Origin of the sequence: Salipiger sp. D13 (assembly GCF_003703915.1) — a bacterium.
Classification (GTDB): Bacteria; Pseudomonadota; Alphaproteobacteria; order Rhodobacterales; family Rhodobacteraceae; genus Salipiger; species Salipiger profundus.
This window is the reverse complement of sequence record NZ_ML112597.1, coordinates 36,591-53,452: the sequence shown is the minus strand read 5'-3', so window position 1 is coordinate 53,452 and position 16,862 is coordinate 36,591. Positions and strand designations below refer to the sequence as shown.

Below are 16,862 nucleotides of genomic sequence, written 5' to 3'. Positions count from 1 at the left end.
GCGTTCCTCCGGCTCCCGCTCACGGGCGAGCGTGACCGAGAGCAGGGGCGGGCGCAAGGATCAGGTCGACTGCGCCGGTGTGACCTCGGGGAAGACGGCCGTGGCGCCGTCGTCGAGTTCGCGCGCAACCTTGAGCAGTTCTTCGCGCATCTCGCATGCGAGGGTCCAGGCGACATTCGGGTCGGGGCAGGGCACCATGAAGAGCGCGGTCTGGCCGAACACGTCGTGCTCTGTCACGTAGACGCCCTTGCTGTCGTCGCGGTCCGGCACGAGCTCCATGCCTTCGATGAGTTCGTAGTATTTCTCGCGCAGCGGGGTGACGTCGGCCCGGTGTGACAGCCTCAGTTCGATGAGCTCGATCATGAAGTGATCGGTCATGGTCCAGTTCTCGAACGGCTCGGCCACGAAGTCCACGACCGGCACGACCAGACGCTTGCCGGTCCAGATGCGAAGCTGCACGAAGGTGAAGTGAATGCGCTCGACGGTGCAGTAGCTGCCGCGGAAAATCAGCTTGTCGCCGATGCGCGCCGACTTGTTGAGCGCGATCTGCAGCGACGCCATGATGTTGGTCAGAACGTTGCGCCCGGCATAGGCGAGAATGATCGTCGCGGTGCCCGCAGACGCCAGCAGCGAGATCCCGAGCGAGCGCATGACGCTGGCCTCGCTGATGGTGATGCCGGCCCCGATCAGCACGACGATCACGATCACGGCGCGCCGGAGAGCCGAAATCCGCGTCGCGATGTTGCGACGCTGCTCCATGCCCTCGCCCATCTCGGACAGCTTCTCGTCGTCGAAGTTGACGAGCCGGGTCAGGATCACGTCGGCCACGTTGACGATCATCCAGAGCGCCGCCACGACGAAGCCGAGGATGATCAGTGGTGACAGGACCGTGTCGATCCGTCCGGAGAAGACGAAGACCTTGCTGGTCAGCAGAGACAGCGTGAGCGTGGTCACGGCCAGGGTGATCGGCGCCCGCAGCGCAACGAGCATCGAAGTTGGCGAGTCGCGGTGGGTCCGGTTCAGACCACGCGACATCAGCTGATTGGTGACATAGGCGACGAGCCCGGTCACCAGCAGGACCAGCGGAAAGCCGACGACCTCCCACCAGCGCAGGCCCCAGAACGCCCGTTCGCGAAGAGGCTGCGGCAGCATCTTCTCAAGCTCCGTCGGCCCGTAGGCTTCGGCCAGTGCCGGTAGTGCCTTCACGGTCTGCTGCGAGACCAGCCACACGGGCTCACCAACCGCCGGCTTGACGCGGTTGATGCGGATCGGCACCGGCCGGTCGCCCAGCTTCACGTACCACAGCAGGAGCGAACGGCGCGGCTCGCCGGCCATGGGGGCATCCGCGCTGCGCGCATCCACGCCATCGGGGCGGTCGCGCAGGTCGTACCAGTCGATGATGATCTTCCTGTCGAGCAGCGTCGCGAACTGCTCGGCGCGCTCGGGGCCGACTTCGGCCTGTTTCGACGGCTCGACCGAAGAAAGGTCGAGCATGTGCGCCGCGCCGTCCCAGTCTTCGGCATCGGCACGAAACATGAAGCTCTCGAGGCTCGACCGCGGGGTCGAACGGTCGATGTTCCGGGGCGCGTCGGCGAGTCCGGGATTGACCAACTCGACCTCGTACCAGCGGCCGATGCCGGGATCGGAGCCCGATTGAGCGTTCGCGGCCTGGGTCATCCACAGGGCGCCAAGCGCGAATAGGAGAATCTGAATATAGCGCAGCATCGCCCATAAACGGCGGATGTGGCGCTTCTGTTCCGCCGCCGGCGTGAAATTCTGCGAAAGGGGCCGCGACCCCCGTCGTCGGCCCCGTCAGCGGGTTACATGAAGCCCAGTTCGAGCCGGGCTTCGTCGGTCATCATGTCCATGCCCCAAGGCGGATCGAAGACCATGTCCACGTCGACGTCCTTCACTCCCGGGACGGCGCCCACGGAATCCTGAACCCAGCCCGGCATCTCGCCGGCAACGGGGCAGCCCGGCGCGGTGAGCGTCATGGTGATCTTCACCATGTTCTCCGCGTCGATGTCGATGGTGTAGATCAGCCCGAGGTCGTAGATATTCACCGGGATCTCGGGATCGTAGACCGAGCGGCAAGCCTCGACGGCCGCGGCGTAGAGCGGGTGCTCGGTACTGGAGGGCGCGATAAGCGGTGCGCCTTCGAGCGGTGCGTCTTGCATGGCCAGTCCTCTGTCTGCTGTCTGCCTGTAACCTGAGCGATTATATAGGAAATGAGCCCGCTCGCGTAAAGGCCGGCCGGTCCGGATCACCCCAGATAGCGTTCGACCCAGTCGCGCACGTCCTCGAGCCGGCCGCGAGCCACCGGGACCGAAGTGCCATCGGTCAGCCAGAGCACCGGTTTTCCGTCCTCACGGCCAAGCTCGCGCACCGAGCTGCGGGAGACCCACCAAGACCGATGAGGTTGCAGGCCGTCGTCAGGGCATGTCTGCGCCACGATATCGGACAGTCGCGCCCGATGGACCTGCGTGCCGTCGGTAGTCCGCAGATGCACGTGATGCTCGCGCGCCTCGATCACCGAAATCTCATCGAAGGCCAGCGTGGCGCCGCCGACGTGCAACACCCTTGCGTCCTGCTGCGATGTTTCCATCTCCGGACCCCCACTGCCGGCCGCAGGTTGCTCGGACTGTTCGAGAATGCGCGGCAGAACGAACCGCTGATAGATTGTTTCCAGCACCAGAACGGTCAGCGCGATATAGGCGACCCGCCCGATGACGATGGCGGATGCCTGCGCGTTCGAAAAGGCGTCGAGGACGTTTTCGACAACGACCAGGGTCGGTACGAAGGCGCCGATTGTGAGAAAGGGCCAGTAGAACGCCGGCGTGGGAAATAGCCTGCGAAGGCTTGCCAGGAGCAGGATCAGGGCCGTTTGATGCGCCAGGTAAAGGCCGAAGGCGCCGACCCATGTGGCAACGTATACGGGCAACGACAGTGTTCCCGTCAGCTCTGCCGGATCGGTGGCGAGCAGAATCGTCAGTGACAGCCCGAAGTATCTCCACGACAGGCGATGGCGGAAAAGGTCCATGAATTGCGCAGCACTGATCTCGATCCGTTCGAGCGTGCTCGCGCGCAAATTGAGGTCGAGATGCAGGACTCCAGACAACGGTGCAACTTTCCGAAAAGACGAAACAGCGGACGAATGCCCGCAATTTCATGATGTTTCAAGACCTTCTGATGCTTAATGGCGTCAGCGACGCGGGCAACGCAAAATCACGCGTTGCAGTTGCGCCTCAATTGCGACGCCACGTCGAAATGCAGTCGTTCATATATATACGCGAATGTGTTACGCCTTGGTTTAGCGGCGCGTTCGTTTGCGCTCCATGAAAGCCGCTCGGGGGGATCAGGTCGAATTCAACGTGGTTTTCTTGGGGTGGAGCCAGCAGCAGACTGCGAGCTTCCGCGACCGGGGATGGGTTGTCGAACTGGACGATGCGACGCCGTGCAGCCGAACGGGCGCATCGAAGCGCCACTGTCTGCACCGCTTCGGTGCAATGAGTGACATGGCCGTCGCGCAATCTGCACGGCCGCCGCGATGGGGTGGGTAACGAACTGGGGGAGTTTCCTTGACACACAATTGCGAGAAATTGCTGGAGGAGTTGCTCGGTGCGGCTCTGGCGCTGTCCGGCAAGGGGAGTGCGGCTGCCCTTCTGCGGACCGCCGCGGCACTCACGGAACGGGCAGGCTACGAGGCCGCACGCAACGAATCCCGTGCGAGCGTCACGCGAATGATGTTGCTTTCCGCGGAACTCGAAGGATTGGCAACGACCCTGACGAGCCCGGTCGACGGCGAAAACCCTTCTGCCGACGCGCGCCTTTCAAGGGCCAAACAGGAGCTAGCGGCAAAAGTCCGGGGCGACGGCTACGCGCGCTAGGCCTTCCGTCAGGTCATCGCGTGCCACGTTCAGGCTGCAAACGGCGAAAAGTGCCCTCAGCGCGGCCGGATCGCGCCGTCGCGGCTCGGGCGCTGCCAGCAAGATGCTTCCGCAAAACCTTGCCGCTGAAGGAGAATTCGATTTTGCGCCCGCGCTGGCGGGGTCGTTCCGAGCCCGCCTGAAGGGGCTCCGCAAATTTCTTGAAAAAATGCGCAGGTCGGGGTGACGAAAGCGCTTGACGGGGCAAAGTCCCCCGCCTAGAAGGGCCTCCACATTCGGGGCTGCACCCCGGAGGCAGTGAGCGGTTGTAGCTCAGATGGTTAGAGTACCGGCCTGTCACGCCGGGGGTCGCGGGTTCGAGCCCCGTCAACCGCGCCACCACTGCCCCGATGCACGCTCCGGCTGGAAAAGCNTTCGATTTTGCGCCCGCGCTGGCGGGGTCGTTCCGAGCCCGCCTGAAGGGGCTCCGCAAATTTCTTGAAAAAATGCGCAGGTCGGGGTGACGAAAGCGCTTGACGGGGCAAAGTCCCCCGCCTAGAAGGGCCTCCACATTCGGGGCTGCACCCCGGAGGCAGTGAGCGGTTGTAGCTCAGATGGTTAGAGTACCGGCCTGTCACGCCGGGGGTCGCGGGTTCGAGCCCCGTCAACCGCGCCACCACTGCCCCGATGCACGCTCCGGCTGGAAAAGCGCGGTTGTAGCTCAGATGGTTAGAGTACCGGCCTGTCACGCCGGGGGTCGCGGGTTCGAGCCCCGTCAACCGCGCCACTTTTCCTCCCCTAGGTCCGAGGACATGTCAGCAAGGCGCCACCGGCGCCCGGCCCCGATGCGCCACGCGTGCCGGACCGGCGCACTGTCCTGCCCTTCTCCGGTTCCACAAATACCTCGGGGTGAATGGCCCGCAGGGCCAGAGGGGCAGAGCCCCTGACTGCGATACCCCGAAGCGGACGCAGCTTTCAGCCTGCTTGAGATACGCGCGCAGCCGCGCTAAACCGCGCCGGATCGCGCCACCCATTCCCGATTGGACCCAGACCATGAAATTCCTCGATCTCGCCAAGGTCTACATCCGCTCCGGCAGCGGCGGGAAGGGGTGCATCTCCTTCCGGCGCGAGAAGTATATCGAGTATGGCGGTCCCGACGGCGGTGACGGCGGTCATGGCGGCGACGTCTGGGTCGAAACCGTGGACGGGCTCAATACTCTCATCGACTTCCGCTACCAGCAGCATTTCTTCGCCGAGAACGGGCGCCCCGGCATGGGCCGTCAGCGCACCGGCAAGGACGGCGAGGACATCGTGCTGCGCGTGCCCGTGGGCACCGAGATCCTCGACGAGGACGAGGAAACCGTGATCGCCGACCTCACCGAGCTCGGCGAGCGGGTGCTGATCGCCAAGGGCGGCAACGGCGGCTGGGGCAACCTGCACTTCAAGACCAGCACCAACCAGGCGCCGCGTCGCGCGAACCCGGGCCAGCCCGGCGTCGAGCGCACGATCTGGCTGCGGCTGAAACTCATCGCCGACGTCGGCCTCCTTGGGCTGCCCAACGCCGGCAAGTCGACCTTCCTCGCCGCGACCTCGAACGCGCGGCCCAAGGTCGCCGACTATCCGTTTACCACGCTGCATCCGAATCTCGGTGTCGTCGGCGTCGACGGCAAGGAATTCGTTGTCGCGGATATCCCCGGCCTGATCGAGGGCGCGCACGAGGGGCGCGGCCTGGGCGATCTGTTCCTCGGCCACGTCGAGCGCTGCGCGGTTCTGCTGCATCTCGTCGACGGCAGTTCCGGCACGCTGCTCGAGGACTATGACACCATCGTCCACGAGATCCGCGAATACGGGTCCGGGCTCGCCGACAAGCCGCGCGTGCTGGTGCTCAACAAGGTCGACACGATGGACGACGAAGAGCGGGCCTTCCTGCGTGACGAGCTGGAAACCCATTCCGGCGAGAAGGTCCTGCTGATGTCCGGGGCCTCGGGCGAGGGCACGACCGACGTGCTGCGCGCGCTGCGCGCCCATATCGAGGAAAAGCGCCTGCGCGACGCGCCCGAGGACGACAGCGAATGGCAACCCTGAGCACGGCGCAGCGCCTGGTCGTCAAGATCGGCTCGGCGCTGCTGGTGGACAAGCAGACCGGCGCCTTCCGCGGAGACTGGCTGCGCTCCATCGCCGAGGACATCGCCCGCATCCGGGCACGGGGCACCGACGTCATTCTCGTGTCCTCGGGCTCCATCGCGCTCGGGCGCGGCATCCTGAAACTGCCCGCCACGACGCTGCCGCTCGAACAAAGCCAGGCCGCGGCCGCCGTCGGCCAGATCCGCCTCGCGCGAGAATGGGAAGACGCGCTCGTGCCGCACGGGATCACCACGGCACAGGTTCTGGTGACGCTCGAGGACAGCGCCGACCGGCGCCGCTACCTCAACCAGCGCGCCACGATGGAGACGCTGCTCGGCTTCGGCGTGGTGCCCATCGTCAACGAGAACGACACCATTGCCACCGACGAGATCCGCTACGGCGACAACGACCGGCTCGCGGCGCAGGTCGCCGTGACCGTGGGCGCCGACCAGCTGATCCTGCTGTCGGACGTCGACGGTTTCTATTCAGCCAACCCCTCCGAAGATCCCTCGGCCCACCGTTACGAGGTGATCGACAGCATCACCCCCGAGATCGAGGCGATGGCCGGCGACGCGGGCAGCGGCCTGTCGAAGGGCGGCATGAAGACCAAGCTGCTCGCGGCCAAGACCGCCACGGCGGCGGGCTGCGCCATGGCGATCACCGAGGGCTCGGTGCTGCATCCGCTGATGGCGCTCGAAGCGGGCGCCAATGCCACGTGGTTCACCTCGCGACTCGATCCGCATGCGGCGCGCAAGCGCTGGATCGCCTCGATGAAGCCCTGCGGCGAGGTCACCCTCGACGCCGGCGCGGCACAGGCGATGGCGGACGGGCGGTCGCTTCTGCCCGTGGGCGTGATCGCGGCGCACGGAAGCTTCGGGCGCGGCGACCCGGTGGTGATCCGTGACCCCCAGGGAGCCACGCTGGGGCAGGGGCTGTCGCGCTACACCGCCGAGGAAACCCGACTGATCGTCGGGCGCCATTCCTGGGAGATCGAGGAAGCGCTCGGCTACCCGGGACGCGCGGTTCTCATTCATCGCGACGACATGGCGCTCTGAGCCACACCGGCGGTGAGGAGCAGGCGAAAGGTGGGTTGAACACCTACCCTACGAGGTTGCGCGCCGTTCAGCGGACAGTGCGGAGCGGGGTGCATTTCGACCCTGTCGTCGCCGCCGGACCGTCGCTATAAGGGGGCTCCTTGCAACCGCACCAGATGGGTGAACAGCGATGAACGACATGAGCGACATTCCCGCCGTCATGACCGAAATCGGCCGCCGGGCAAAGGCTGCCGCCGCAGAGCTCGCCTTCACCCCGCCAGAGCGGAAGACGCAGGCGCTCGAGGCTGCCGCCGATGCGGTCTGGGCGAACCGCGGCGCGATCGTCGAGGCGAACGCCCAGGATCTCGACTTCGGCCGCGACAAGGGTCTGAGCGACGCGATGATGGATCGCCTCACGCTCACCGAGGACCGGATCGCCGGCATCGTCGAGGGGCTGCGCGCGATCGCCGCCCAGCCCGATCCGGTGGGCCAGGTCATCACCGAGTGGGACCGCCCCACGGGGTTGCACATCAAGCGGGTGCGCACGCCGCTCGGCGTGGTCGGCGTAATCTACGAATCCCGGCCCAACGTGACCGCCGACGCCGGCGCGCTCTGTCTCAAGTCGGGCAACGCGGTGATCCTGCGCGGCGGCTCCGAGAGCTTCCATTCCAGCCACGCGATCCACGCCTGCCTGGTCGAGGGGCTGCGCGCCGCCGGCCTGCCCGAGGATGCGATCCAGCTTGTGCCGACCCGCGACCGGGCGGCGGTGAGCGCGCTGCTGACCATGACCGACTACGTCGATGTGATCGTGCCGCGCGGCGGCAAGGGGCTTGTCGGTCTGGTGCAGCGCGATGCGCGGGTGCCGGTCTTCGCCCACCTCGAGGGCATCGTGCACGTCTATATCGACGTCTCTGCCGATCCGGACAAGGCGCTGAAGGTGGTGATGAACGCCAAGACCCGCCGCACCGGCATCTGTGGCGCGGCCGAATGCTTGCTGATCCATCGCGACGTGGCCGAAACCCTGGGGCGCGACGTGATTCGCGCGCTGATCGACGCCGGGGTCGAGGTGCGCGCCGATGCGGCGCTGCAATCGGTCGAGGGCACGGTGCCAGCCTCTGACGACGACTGGGGGCGCGAGTATCTCGACCGGATCATCGCGGCCCGCGTCGTCGAGGACGAGGACGCGGCGATTGCGCATATCCGGCAGTATGGCTCGGATCACACCGACTGCATCCTCGCCGAGAACGAGGCCGCCATCGACCGCTTCATCGAGCGGGTCGACAGCGCCATCGTGATGGTCAACGCCTCGACGCAGTTCGCCGACGGTGGCGAGTTCGGCATGGGTGCCGAGATCGGCATCGCCACCGGCAAGATGCATGCGCGCGGGCCGGTCGGGGCCGAACAGCTCACCTCGTTCAAATACGTGGTGCGTGCCGACGGCGCCGTTCGGGCGTAACCCTGCGGCGTCAGGCGATCTCGATCGAGGCTGCCGCGTCGCCGAATTGCGACGTGAGCTTGCGCCCGCGTTCGGGCGCAAGCATCGCGAGGCAGGCGAACTGGACGCGCGCGGCACTGAGGTCGGGCGGGATCTGGGCCGTCTCGAGCATCGACCAGAGGACCGGTTCCGTCGCAAGGCGCTGTCCGGTTGCGGTGATGCGCCATCGGCCCCCGGACTCGGTGATCTGGACCCGACCGCCGAGGGGCAGCGCGGTCTCGCAACAGAGCGCGGCAAGGCAGGCCAACTGCACATCGGTGCGCTGGCTGTCGCCCTGCACCTGCCAGTCCATCTGCAGCCGGCTGCCGAGGCAGTAGTCGGAGAGAAGTTTTGCCGCCTCCCGCGCGCTGACCTGCTGATCGAGCGAGGCATGGCCGAACGCCACCCGGAAAAGGTTGATCCGCGCCGTGGCCGACGCGCAGCTCTGCTCGATCAGGCCGATCTCGTCGGGGCCCGGCGCGCCCGCCAGCGCGATCAGCTCGAGCCCGTTCGAGATGGCGCCCACCGGGCTGACGAGATCGTGACAGAGCCGCGACCCTACCAGAGTGGCTATTCTCGCACTATCGTTGGACATCGAAAGCTCCTCAAGGACATCAGGGCACATGGACGAACTCAACGCGTTACTCGAACCCGGCATGCTTGTCATGCATCCCGAACGGCCCGACTGGGGCACCGGTCAGGTGCAATCCAACATCGCCGGCCGCATCACCGTCAACTTCCGCGAGGAAGGCAAGGTCGTGATCGACGGAAGCCGTGTCACCCTGATGCCGGTGATCGAGGACTAGGGCTAACCGCCAGTGGTTTACGAATGGTTAACGCGTAGGGGGCTGGCGCGGGCGCAGGGGATGGCGTGCCTCGCAAAACCGGTTTTCCTCGTGGCGTCAGGGCAGTAAGAACGGCTTACCGGCAGAACGGGAGACGACATGGCGCTGGACGAGACGAAGTTCACGGTGCGGCTGGCCCGCGACGAGGCCGATCTCGTGGCGGCGCAACGTCTGCGCTACGAGGTCTTCGTCGAGGAGCTGGGCGGCTCCGGCGCGATGGTCGACCACGAGGCGCGGCTCGAACGCGACCGTTTCGACCCGTTCTTCGATCACCTCATCCTGACCGACGGGTGTCGTGACGATGCCGTCGTCGGTGTCTACCGGCTGCTGCGCGACGACCAGGCCAGGGCGGCCCGGCAGTTCTACTCCGAGGACGAATACGACCTGGCGCCCCTGAGGACCTCGGGGCGCAGGCTGCTGGAGTTGGGGCGATCCTGCCTGCATGCGGACTATCGCGGCGGCACCGCGATGATGCACCTCTGGGCTGCGCTCGCCGACTACGTCGCCGAACATGGCATCGAAATCCTCTTCGGCACGGCGTCCTTCCACGGCACCGACGTGCGCCGAATTGCCGAGCCGCTGTCACTGCTGCATCACCGCCATCTCGCGCCCGAGCCGTTGCGCGTGCGTTCGCGCCGGTTCCAGCGCATGGACCTGATCCCCGAGCCCGAGATCGACCGGCGCGCGGCGATGCGCGACGTGCCGGCGCTGATCAAGGGCTACCTGCGGCTTGGCGGCATGGTGGGCGAGGGCGCCTTCGTCGACCATGATTTCAACACCACCGACATCTGCCTTATCATGGACACCGCCCGGCTCAACGCCAAGGCCGCCGGTGTCTACACGCGGGGCCGCGCATGACCGGGCCGACCTGGCGCGGCGCGGAGCCGCCCGAGACGCGGATCTGTGCCATCGGGTGGCTGCGCGCAGTGCTTCGCGGCGGGTTGCTGGCGCTGGTTCTCCTGATCGGACTTCTGGCAAAGCTGGTGCTGCGGCTGGTCGAGCGCCCGCTCTGCGGTCAGCGGCGCCCGGTGACGCCATGGATCACGCAATGGGTGTCGCGGGCCGCGCTCGTGATCCTGCGCCTGTCGCTCGACACTCGCGGCCCGACCATGCCGGGCCCGGGCGCGATGGTGGCCAACCACAGCTCGTGGCTGGACATCTTCGTGCTGAACGCCCGCCGCAACGTCTATTTCGTCTCGAAGGCCGAGGTGGCGAACTGGCCGTTCATCGGCTGGCTGGCGCGGGCGACGGGCACGGTCTTCATCTCGCGCGATCCGCGCGCGGCGGGGGATCAGAAACAGCTGTTCGAGGAACGGCTCCTGCACGGTCACCGCCTGCTGTTCTTCCCCGAGGGCACCTCGACCGACGGCCAGCGCATCCTGCCGTTCAAGCCGACGCTCTTCGCGGCGTTCTTCTCGGACGGGCTGCGGCACGAGGCGCGCATACAGGCGGTGACGGTCGTCTACCACGCGCCGGGCGGCGAGGATCCGCGATTCCACGGCTGGTGGGGCGACATGGATTTCGGGCCACACCTGCTCAAGCTGCTGGCCGCCCCCAGGGGCGGCCGGGTCGAGGTGGTCTACCATCCGCCCGTGCGGGTCGACGATCATCCGAACCGCAAGACGTTGGCCGCGCACCTCGAGGCGCAGGTGCGCAGCGCCCATCCGGCCGGCGGCTGAGCCGCGGCTCAGCCCATCGCGTCGATGAGGGCCTTCAGGGCCGCCGGGGCGTCGTCTTGCGACCAGATTTCCTCGCCGATGCCGAAGAAGTCGGTGACGGGGGCCAGCTCGGAGACCAGTTCCGGGGTCAGCCCGCCCTCGGCCACCACCGGCACCTCGATCATCTCGGACCACCAGGCGAAAAGCTCACGCTCGGCCAGCGTGCCGTCGCCCAGCGAGGCGCCGCCGACCGGGCCGAAGGAGACGTAGTCGGCGCCGCTTTCGCCCGCGGTCATGCCGTCGTGCCGCGATGCGCCGCAGAAGGCGCCGACGATGGCATCGCCGCCCAGTTCCTTGCGCGCATGGCGCACCGAGCGCGACCCGTCGGTCAAATGCACCCCGTCTAGCCCGAGCCGCTGCGCCAGCACCACGTGCGTGTCGATGACCAGCGCGATGTCATGCCGGTGCGCAACCTCGCGCACGGCGTCGGCGGCGCGCATGATGCGGTCCTCGTCGCGGGTGGCGAGCGACAGCCGGATGCAGGCGATCTCGGCGCTGTCGAGCACGGCGTCGAGCCGCTCGGGGAACTCCGAGAGGTCGAATTCCGGCGGGGTGATCAGGTAGAGCTGGGGCTGATCGGTCTCGGCCATGGCTGGGGCTCCTTCAAACTTGGGGGTCTATATCCCGGGAGTCCCAGTGCTGCCAAGGGGTTGCTCGGGTCATTTCGGATCGAGGGTCGCGACGAAGTCCAGCGCCATGGCGGTGAGCCGCGCGCGCAGGGCGTCGTCGGCCACGTCCGGGGCGCCGAGGGTGACGAAGCCGCCCATGGTGCGGGCCCCCATGCGCATCCGGTCGGTGTGCGGAAGCGCGAGGGCTGTGGCCATGGCGCTCTTGCCGACGCGGTAGAGCACATGGTCGCGGAAGGTGCCGCAGATCATGTGGCCCTGCGTGGTGAAGCACAGACCGCCGAACATCGCGATCTCGCGCAGTTGCGCCACCTCGGCGAGATCCTCGCGCAGGAGCTCGGCAAGACCTTCGTCATGTGGCATGGGCAGGGCTCCGTTTCAGGCCGTCGCGCCCAGCATAGAGGGCGGATGCCTCCGGCGGGGATATTTCTGGCCAGAAGATGCCCGCTTGCCCTTGTTTTGCGGGGCGCTTACTGAGACGGCGCAGAACAAGGAGGCCCCATGCCCAGCGAAGAGAGACAGCCCGCATTCGTGCTCGTGCGCCCGCAGATGGGCGAGAACATCGGGGCTGCGGCGCGGGCGATGTGGAATTTCGGGCTCGACCGGATGCGGCTGGTCGCGCCGCGCGACGGCTGGCCGAACCCGTCTTCGGTGGCCATGGCCTCGGGGGCGGGGCGGCTGCTCGATGACGCGGTGCTGAGCAACGAGGTGGCCGACGCCGTGGGCGACTGCGATCTCGTCTTCGCCACAACGGCGCGGCAGCGTGGCATGACCAAGCCGGTCTATTCGCCGGAAGAGGCGATGCGCGAGGCCGCCGAGCGGATCGCGGCGGGCGGGCGCGTGGCGGTGATGTTCGGCCCCGAGCGGGCCGGGCTCGAGAACGCCGACGTGGCGCAGGCCAATGCCATCATCTCGGTGCCGGTGAACCCCGAGTTTCCGTCGCTGAACCTCGCGCAATGCGTGCTGCTCTGCGGCTACGAGTGGCGCCGGGCGAGCGGGGCGGTCGAAGGCCGCCGCGACGAGTTGGCGGGGGCGGAATGGGCCAGCGCCATCGAGGTCGAGAAGCTCGCGGAGCACTACGAGGAGCGGCTCGACGAGGCCGGCTTCTTCTTCCCCGAGCACAAGGCACCGGCGATGAAGCTGACGCTGCGCAACCTCTGGAGCCGGATGCCGCTCACCCGCGAGGACGTGCGCACGCTGCACGGGATCATGCGCCAGATGGTGCGCTGGAAGGAACGCGGCTGACCGGGGCGCGCGGACTGCGGCGAGACGCCCCGGCCGGCGGGCCGGCGCGGGGTTGAAGCGCGTCCGGGCCGGGCCTATCGTCCGCGAGGTTCAAGGAGAGAGACAGGCATGGCCGAAAAGCGCAAGCTCTTCGAGGAAGTGGGCGCCGAACAGCCCAAGGCAACGCCCGCGGGCGGCATGATCGACAAGGGGCGCGGCGGGGCACGCGGCGCCATCCGGATCTGGCTCATGCTGATCTTCGCGCTGGTCATGGTGATGATCGCGGTGGGGGGGCTCACCCGGCTTACCGACAGCGGTCTGTCCATCACCGAGTGGAAGCCGCTCACCGGTGCGCTGCCGCCGCTCAGCCAGACCGACTGGCAGATGGAATTCGCGCTCTACCAGAAGATCCCCGAATTCCAGTTGCAGAACAACCAGATGACGCTTGAAGAGTTCAAGTCGATCTACTGGTGGGAATGGGGCCACCGGCAGCTCGGGCGGGTGATCGGCCTCGTCTGGGCGCTGGGGTTCTTCGGCTTTCTCGTGGCGCGCAAGATCCCGACGGGCTGGGCGCCGCGGCTGCTGGGCCTCGGCGCGCTCGGCGGGCTGCAGGGCGCGATCGGCTGGTGGATGGTGGCCTCGGGGCTCGAGGGCGAGATGCTCGACGTCGCCTCCTACCGGCTGGCGACGCACCTCGGGCTTGCCTTCGTCATCCTCGGTCTGATCGCGTGGTATGTCTTCCAGCTGGGCCGTTCCGAGCGTGACCTGATGCAGGCGCGACGCGGGCGCGAGGCCAAGCTGTTCTCGATGGGCACCGGGCTCATGCATTTCGCCTTCCTGCAGATCCTGCTCGGCGCGCTGGTGGCGGGCATCGACGCGGGCCGCACCTACACCGACTGGCCGCTTATGGCGGGCGGTTTCTTCCCGCCGCAGCCGTTCGACCTGCAGCCGGTGTGGCGCAACTTCTTCGAGGACCCGGGGCTGGTACAGTTCATGCACCGGATGGCGGGCTACCTGCTCTTCATCTTCGGCATCGTGACCTGGCTGCGGGCGCGCAAGTCCGCCAATGCCGACACCCGCTTCCGCTTCAACGCCGTCATGGCGATGCTGCTGGTGCAGGTGGTGCTTGGCATCTTCACGGTGATCTACATCGCGCCGCTGCACATCGCGATCACCCATCAGGTCGGCGCCGTGGTGCTCTGGGTGCTGATCATCCGCGCCCGCTTCGGCGCGCAATATCCGAAAGCGCAATCCATCCGGGGGACGGCACGATGAGCGCATTCCAGGACCTCATGCAATTCGAGCGTGACACCGGGGCTCTGGCGCAGGTGGCGGGCCGCCTCGGCTGGGACCAGGAGGTGATGATGCCACCGGGCGCCGGCGAGCAGCGGGCCGACGAAATGGCGGTGATGGAGGCGATGCTGCACGCGCGCCGCACCGATCCGCGGGTCGGCGAGTGGCTCGCGGTAATCGACCCGGGCGATCTCGACGACGAGGGCGCGGCGATGGTCCGCCAGATCCGCCGGACCTACGACCGTTCACGGCGGGTGCCCGCGGACCTCGCCAGCGCGCTGGCGCGGCTCACGAGCCGGGCGCATCGCGTCTGGGCCGAGGCCCGCGCCGACGATGATTTCGCCGCCTTTGCGCCGACCCTGCGGGAGGTCGTGCGCCTCAAGCGCGAGGAAGGCGCGGCGCTCGCCGATGGTGGCGACGTCTATGACGCGCTCCTCGACGACTATGAGCCGGGCGCAACCGCAGCACAGCTCTCGGAGATGTTCGGCGCGCTGCGCCCGCGCCTCGTGGCGCTGCGGCAGGCGGTGCTCGAGCGGCCGCAGCCACCGGCGCTGCAGGGGACCTTCGACGAGCAGGCGCAGATGACGCTGGCCCGCACCGTCGCAAAGACCTTCGGCTACGAGATGGCGCGCGGGAGGCTCGACAAGTCGGTGCATCCGTTCACATCGGGCGGGGCCGACGATGTGCGGATCACCACGCGCACCGACGCGCTCGATCCGTTCAACTGTCTCTATTCCACGATCCACGAGGTCGGCCACGCCGCCTATGAGCAGGCGGTCCGTCGCAGCTACCGATTCACGCCGCTGGGGCAGGGTGTCTCGATGGGCGTGCACGAGAGCCAGAGCCGCATCTACGAGAACCAGATCGGCCGGTCTCGCGCCTTTACCTCGTGGCTCTACGCCCGGATGACCGAGCAGTTCGGCGATCTCGGGCTTGCGGATGCGGATGCCTTCTATGCTGCCGTGAACCGGGTGAAGAACGGCTATATCCGCACCGAGGCCGACGAGGTGCAATACAACCTGCACGTGCTCTTGCGTTTCGACCTAGAACGGGCGCTGATTGCCGGGGCGCTCGAGGTCGACGATCTCGAAGATGCCTGGAACGAGCGGTTCCTCGCGGACTTCGGCTTTGCCGTGGACAAGCCCTCGGACGGGGTGCTGCAGGATGTCCACTGGTCGGCCGGGCTGTTCGGCTACTTCCCGACCTACAGCCTCGGCAACGTCTACGCGGGCTGCCTGCACAAGGCCCTGCGCAGCGATGTGCCCGATCTCGACGCGCAGATGGCGGCGGGTGACCTTGGGGCGGCAACCGCATGGCTGCGCGACAACGTCCAGCAGTTCGGGGGGCTCTTCGCCCCGCGCGAGGTCATCCAGCGAGCCTGCGGCGACGCACCGACCGAGGCCCCTCTGCTCGACTACCTCGAGGCGAAGTTCGGGACGATCTACAGCCTGTGAGCTAGACCCCGGCCGGCGCACGGGCGCCGCCGGATCGGCTGGCTGATGCCGGGTGCTTGGCGCTTTTTCCAGAGCGGCGGGCGCGAAGGAGGCTGGCTAGATCTTGGTGGTGCCGGGCATGTTGACGGTGTTCAGCTGCTCGAAGCAATGCGTCACCCAATCGACCGCACGGCGAATGCCGGGGTCGTTGCGCCGGCTCTCGTGGAAGAACAGCCAGCATTCCTGCATGTTCCCGGGCTGGGTCGGATCGAGCGGGACAAGCTCGGGGTCGCTTTCGGCCAGCAGATCGGGCAGCGGTCCGGGCAGGCGCGTGGTCTGCATCAGGCGGTAGAGTGCCATGATGCTGTCGACCCGCAAACGCGGGGCGCGGCCAAAGGTGCTGTGCCCGATCCGCATGACCTCGGCATCGTCATGGCCTTCGCCGAGACCGGCCCAGTCCTCTCCGGCAGGTGTGTCGACGAAGCGATAGAGCTGGTAGCTCATGCTGCCGACCTTGCGCGCGATGATGCGTCCCTGCGCGGGGCGGGCGTATTGCAGCACGATGTCGTGCTCGCCGAGGCCCTCCTTGAACACGCGATCGGAGAAGTTCAGCTTCACGCCGGACAGCCGGCTGCCGTGCTGCTTCAGCCCCGGGAAGAGCACGAGAGCGCTGATCACGGGCAGGCTGCCGATGCTGATGGTCACCGGCTCCGCGTCCGAATCCACCGCCTGGCTGTTGAGCGTGGCCTGCAACTCGCCGTCGAAGCTCTGGGCAAGCTGGATGAGCGAGGCGACGGCCTCGGAGGGGCGCCAGCCTTCGGAGGTCTTCACGAACGCGGGCATCCCGAGCGACTCCGAAAGCCGTTCGATCCGGCGCGATACCGTTGCGGTATTGGTGCCGAGGCTCTTCGCCGCCGCGGTCATCGTTCCGGTTTTCGACAGCGCGACCAGAAAGCGCAGATCATCCCAGTTGTTCATCTCGTGCGTTCTCTTCCAGTTCGGACACGGTGGGAAAGGGGCCGCGCAACGAAACGTGCGGCATACTGGAAAATGGCTGTGGCGGAAAATCAACTAGGGCGGTTCAATATGGAAACCAGCCTAGGTCCGGGAGTGTCATTGCCGCAAGGGCAGCATTGCGGCATTTCCCGTTTGCCCGACCTCCCGCGGAAATGGAGGTTTCCCTGCAACATGCCTGATGCACCTGCGGGAGATTGCACCCGGAGCG

At 67.1% G+C, this 16,862-nt stretch carries 17 protein-coding genes and 3 tRNA genes; 13 read left to right on the top strand and 7 right to left on the bottom strand.

What is annotated here, in order from left to right:
• Nucleotides 1-60 precede the first annotated feature (60 nt).
• The 3 genes from D6860_RS12590 to D6860_RS12580 form a co-directional block, all read right to left on the bottom strand.
• A complete protein-coding gene (locus D6860_RS12590) occupies nt 61-1,677 on the bottom strand; it encodes a mechanosensitive ion channel family protein (RefSeq protein WP_229743297.1) in 1,617 nt (538 codons plus the stop codon).
• Between the two features lie 143 nt (nt 1,678-1,820).
• Entirely contained in the window at nt 1,821-2,177 is a 357-nt protein-coding gene (locus D6860_RS12585; protein ID WP_076624840.1) for an SUF system Fe-S cluster assembly protein, read from the bottom strand.
• 86 nt (nt 2,178-2,263) lie between these two features.
• Nucleotides 2,264-3,118: a LytTR family DNA-binding domain-containing protein gene (locus D6860_RS12580; RefSeq protein ID WP_076624839.1), complete on the bottom strand. Its 855-nt coding sequence runs from the start codon at nt 3,116-3,118 to the stop codon at nt 2,264-2,266.
• Between the two features lie 460 nt (nt 3,119-3,578).
• On the opposite strand from D6860_RS12580, the gene D6860_RS12575 reads away from it, so the two are divergent.
• The 7 genes from D6860_RS12575 to D6860_RS12545 all read left to right on the top strand — a co-directional run bounded on the left by D6860_RS12575 (nt 3,579) and on the right by D6860_RS12545 (nt 8,480).
• Complete coding sequence (locus tag D6860_RS12575) at nt 3,579-3,887, top strand: hypothetical protein (RefSeq protein WP_076624838.1); 309 nt, start codon at nt 3,579-3,581, stop codon at nt 3,885-3,887.
• Nucleotides 3,888-4,188: 301 nt separating this feature from the next.
• Nucleotides 4,189-4,265, top strand: a tRNA-Asp gene (locus D6860_RS12570).
• A 200-nt stretch (nt 4,266-4,465) separates the two neighbouring features.
• Nucleotides 4,466-4,542 (top strand) — tRNA-Asp (locus D6860_RS12565).
• A gap of 34 nt (nt 4,543-4,576) precedes the next feature.
• Nucleotides 4,577-4,653, top strand: a tRNA-Asp gene (locus D6860_RS12560).
• Nucleotides 4,654-4,919: 266 nt separating this feature from the next.
• The gene (obgE, locus tag D6860_RS12555) at nt 4,920-5,951 is read left to right on the top strand and encodes a GTPase ObgE (protein WP_076624837.1); all 1,032 of its coding nucleotides are present in this window, start codon (nt 4,920-4,922) and stop codon (nt 5,949-5,951) included.
• Nucleotides 5,939-7,045: a glutamate 5-kinase gene (gene proB / locus D6860_RS12550; RefSeq protein ID WP_076624836.1), complete on the top strand. Its 1,107-nt coding sequence runs from the start codon at nt 5,939-5,941 to the stop codon at nt 7,043-7,045. The genes obgE and proB overlap by 13 nt, the downstream gene beginning before the upstream one ends.
• Nucleotides 7,046-7,214: 169 nt before the next feature.
• The gene (locus D6860_RS12545) at nt 7,215-8,480 is read left to right on the top strand and encodes a glutamate-5-semialdehyde dehydrogenase (RefSeq protein ID WP_076624835.1); all 1,266 of its coding nucleotides are present in this window, start codon (nt 7,215-7,217) and stop codon (nt 8,478-8,480) included.
• Nucleotides 8,481-8,490: 10 nt separating this feature from the next.
• Here D6860_RS12545 and D6860_RS12540 read toward each other — a convergent pair whose 3' ends face one another.
• Nucleotides 8,491-9,093 (bottom strand): histidine phosphotransferase family protein, encoded by a 603-nt coding sequence (locus D6860_RS12540; RefSeq protein ID WP_076624834.1) that lies wholly within the window; start codon nt 9,091-9,093, stop codon nt 8,491-8,493.
• A 28-nt stretch (nt 9,094-9,121) separates the two neighbouring features.
• Between D6860_RS12540 and D6860_RS12535 the strand changes: the two genes are divergently transcribed.
• From D6860_RS12535 to D6860_RS12525, 3 genes are all read left to right on the top strand, one after another.
• Nucleotides 9,122-9,304: a DUF3553 domain-containing protein gene (locus D6860_RS12535; protein WP_017468974.1), complete on the top strand. Its 183-nt coding sequence runs from the start codon at nt 9,122-9,124 to the stop codon at nt 9,302-9,304.
• Nucleotides 9,305-9,442: 138 nt separating this feature from the next.
• Nucleotides 9,443-10,201 carry an L-ornithine N(alpha)-acyltransferase gene (locus D6860_RS12530; RefSeq protein ID WP_076624833.1) on the top strand — a complete coding sequence of 253 codons (759 nt, stop codon included), beginning with the start codon at nt 9,443-9,445 and terminating at the stop codon, nt 10,199-10,201.
• The gene (locus D6860_RS12525; protein WP_076624832.1) at nt 10,198-11,022 is read left to right on the top strand and encodes a lyso-ornithine lipid O-acyltransferase; all 825 of its coding nucleotides are present in this window, start codon (nt 10,198-10,200) and stop codon (nt 11,020-11,022) included. Before D6860_RS12530 ends, D6860_RS12525 begins: the two co-directional genes overlap by 4 nt.
• A gap of 8 nt (nt 11,023-11,030) precedes the next feature.
• Here D6860_RS12525 and D6860_RS12520 read toward each other — a convergent pair whose 3' ends face one another.
• On the bottom strand, nt 11,031-11,651 hold the full coding sequence (locus D6860_RS12520) for a thiamine phosphate synthase (RefSeq protein ID WP_076624831.1): 621 nt from the start codon (nt 11,649-11,651) through the stop codon (nt 11,031-11,033).
• Nucleotides 11,652-11,720: 69 nt separating this feature from the next.
• Nucleotides 11,721-12,050: a TfoX/Sxy family protein gene (locus D6860_RS12515; RefSeq protein WP_076624830.1), complete on the bottom strand. Its 330-nt coding sequence runs from the start codon at nt 12,048-12,050 to the stop codon at nt 11,721-11,723.
• Nucleotides 12,051-12,188: 138 nt separating this feature from the next.
• Between D6860_RS12515 and D6860_RS12510 the strand changes: the two genes are divergently transcribed.
• The 3 genes from D6860_RS12510 (at nt 12,189) to D6860_RS12500 (ending at nt 15,658) form a co-directional block, all read left to right on the top strand.
• Entirely contained in the window at nt 12,189-12,932 is a 744-nt protein-coding gene (locus tag D6860_RS12510) for an RNA methyltransferase (protein WP_076624829.1), read from the top strand.
• Nucleotides 12,933-13,040: 108 nt separating this feature from the next.
• Nucleotides 13,041-14,186, top strand: coding sequence for a heme A synthase (gene ctaA, locus D6860_RS12505; RefSeq protein ID WP_076624828.1), 1,146 nt, complete (start codon nt 13,041-13,043; stop codon nt 14,184-14,186).
• On the top strand, nt 14,183-15,658 hold the full coding sequence (locus D6860_RS12500; protein ID WP_076624827.1) for a carboxypeptidase M32: 1,476 nt from the start codon (nt 14,183-14,185) through the stop codon (nt 15,656-15,658). The genes ctaA and D6860_RS12500 overlap by 4 nt, the downstream gene beginning before the upstream one ends.
• Before the next feature lie 96 nt (nt 15,659-15,754).
• On the opposite strand, the gene D6860_RS12495 is transcribed toward D6860_RS12500, so the two are convergent.
• A complete protein-coding gene (locus tag D6860_RS12495; protein WP_017467442.1) occupies nt 15,755-16,615 on the bottom strand; it encodes a LysR family transcriptional regulator in 861 nt (286 codons plus the stop codon).
• Between the last annotated feature and the right edge of the window lie 247 nt (nt 16,616-16,862).